This is a genomic window from Calditrichota bacterium, assembly GCA_014359355.1.
In the GTDB taxonomy this organism is placed as follows: Bacteria; Zhuqueibacterota; Zhuqueibacteria; order JANLFK01; family Oleimicrobiaceae; genus Oleimicrobium.
On the sequence record JACIZP010000280.1, the window covers coordinates 1 to 2135 of the forward strand.

Genomic DNA, 2135 nt, shown 5'->3' on the forward strand with positions numbered 1-2135 from the left:
GCGTCGGGGATTCACTCGCAGTTTGGGAGCATCGATCCGGTGTTTTACAGCGCGTGGGATTATGACAACCAGCGGCCGAAGACGGGGGTGGAGGTAGTGAGTCGGGAAGTGCCGCGGGAGTATCGGTTGGGCAACTACCCGAATCCGTTCAATCCGGAGACGGAGGTGCGGTATGAGGTAGCGCGTGCGGGACACGTGCGGGTGGAGGTGTACAATCTGCTTGGGGTGCGGGTGGCGCGGTTGGTGGATGAGGAGCAGGTGCCTGGGGTGTACCGTGTGCGGTGGGACGGTCGGGATGAGCTGGGGCGACAGGTGGTGTCGGGGGTGTATGTGTGTCGGTTGGTGGCTGGTGAGGTGGTGAAGACGGCTAAGATGGTGTTGGTGCGCTAAGGGGCCGATGCTCACCAGCAACGCATGAGCACCCGAGGGGAGAAGGCCCATGGCTTTCTCCCCTCTTCGTCATGTGGCGAACGGAAGGTGTACTCTTGGTGAAGAGAGTGGTTTTGCGCCGGTTGACAGCTGGTGTGGCCTTGGCAATTCTCCTGTTTTCGTCAACAGGGGTACAAGGCCAGGCTCTGGTGCCAGTGACTTTTCGGCACTACCCGACGTCCACGAGGGTGGTGCGCGCCTTTGTGCCGGGAACGTTCAACAATTGGGGCCCGAACAGCAACGGGCGGATCTACCCTAACGCCCCCTCGCAGATGGAGTATGTCGACTCGCTCGGCTTTTACGTGAAGCGCATCGCTCTGGCTGTGGGCACGACCCAGCAGTACAAGTTCCATGAGCACTATGACCCCTCCGGCGCGCTATGGCAGTGGTTCACCGATCCCCTCAATCCGCGCATCAATTACGCGGACAACAACAATTCCGTGCTGTCTGTGGAGCCGGCGATGGTGTTTGAGCTCTGGCCGCCCAAGGACGCCGTGCTGAGCAATCAGACGCCCACGGTTGTAGCGGCCATATGCGTCGTGCAGGGGGATTCCCTCCTCCTCGACCAGTCGACGGTGAGCGTGGATGGCAGGGTGTGGGGCAGTCTCGCCGGTCGCATGGTGGAGGGGCTGTCTCTTCTCCGCTTTCCCCTGCAGGGGCTGGCGAATGGCGTACATGCGGTGCGCGTGGATGTGCGTACGCTTCAAGGGCGCCACGCGAGTGATTCTACCTTCTTCACCTACGTGGCGGGTGCGGTGTATTTCGAGACGCCCTCTACGGACAGCTGCTGGGCCGGCGCCCGCACTATTCGCTGGCGCACGGCGCCCGGGGTGGTCGCGCGCACGGTGACTCTCCACCAAGTGGGCAGTCACCCGCTGGTGTTTCAACCTTCTGCCTCCGGGGAGTACCAGTGGACTGTCAACCTGCGCTATGGGCTGAATCGCTTCGTGGTGACGGTCACTGACACCGGAGGCGTGACCAGCGTCTCTGACACCCTTTGCTTGCGCTACCCGCCACCGCAGCTGCCACAACCCTCCATTGCCTTCGAGCACGTCGGGCGGAGAATACGGGTCTCGGGCAGGGGGAACGACCCACAAGGGGAAAGGGTCAGCTTCCTGTGGTCGTGCCAGGAGACGAACCCGGCGGCACTCGTTGGAGTGGAGGGCCGCAGCGATTCGACGTTCGAAATAGATGTCCCGCCCATTCCTGGTGACTATGCGTTGAAACTCACCGTCACCGACCCGGGCGGCCACGTCAACTCCACGGTAAACTTTTTCAGCGTGGTGAACGACTCGGAGGTGGTAATCCCGCAGCTTTGCACGGTTCCCACTTGGGTGGCTGAGGCGCGCGTGTACTGCATGTTTGTGAGGTCGTTTACGCCGCAGGGGACGCTGCGGGCGGCCACCGACAGCCTGGAGCACATTCGGCGGATGGGCTTCAACGTGATTTGGGTGCTGCCGGTGATGGATGTGGAAGGCACAGTCGATCAGCGAACGAACATCGGCTACAACATCGTCGATTTCTACCATGTCGAGCCCTTTTACGGCACGGAAGATGACTTCCGGCAATTCGTGCGCCGCGCCCACGAGTTAGGGCTGCGGGTGATTCTGGACGTCACGCCGAACCACACCAGCCGTTCGCACCCATTGTCCTTTGACGAGCGCTCCAATAAGCGCTATAGCAGCTACAACTATTACAATCAGCAC

General features: G+C 61.4%; 2 protein-coding genes. Both read left to right on the plus strand.

Annotated features, from left to right (window positions below):
• Positions 1–390 (plus strand): T9SS type A sorting domain-containing protein (locus tag H5U38_12290; protein MBC7187803.1); only part of this gene is annotated, 390 nt, incomplete at its 5' end.
• A gap of 98 nt (positions 391–488) precedes the next feature.
• A partial coding sequence (locus tag H5U38_12295; GenBank protein ID MBC7187804.1) for a hypothetical protein occupies positions 489–2135 on the plus strand: 1647 nt, incomplete at its 3' end.